Raw genomic sequence first — 342 nt, 5'->3', positions numbered from 1 at the left:
TCGGCGCAGACCCTGCTGGAGAACCTCTACTTCAACGCCAAGCGCTACGACCTCGCCAAGGTGGGTCGTTACAAGATCAACAAGAAGCTCGGCGTCGACGCGGAGATCACCCAGGGCACCCTGACCGGAGACGACATCGTCGCGATGGTCGAATACCTGGTGCGGTTGCACGCCGGCGAGGAGTCGGCCGACCTGCCGCTGGAGGTCGACGACATCGACCACTTCGGCAACCGGCGGGTGCGCAGCGTCGGCGAGCTGATCCAGAACCAGGTCCGCCTGGGCCTGGCCCGGATGGAGCGGGTCGTGCGCGAGCGCATGACCACCCAGGACGTCGAGGCGATC

General features: G+C 66.4%; 1 protein-coding gene. It reads left to right on the top strand.

Annotated features, from left to right (window positions below; all coding sequences use genetic code 11):
- Nucleotides 1-342 (top strand): hypothetical protein (locus FAF44_RS53935; protein WP_237111221.1); only part of this gene is annotated, 342 nt, incomplete at both ends.

Source organism: Nonomuraea sp. MG754425 (genome assembly GCF_021699195.1).
Lineage (GTDB): Bacteria > Actinomycetota > Actinomycetes > Streptosporangiales > Streptosporangiaceae > Nonomuraea.
This window is presented reverse-complemented; position numbering and strand designations above follow the sequence as displayed.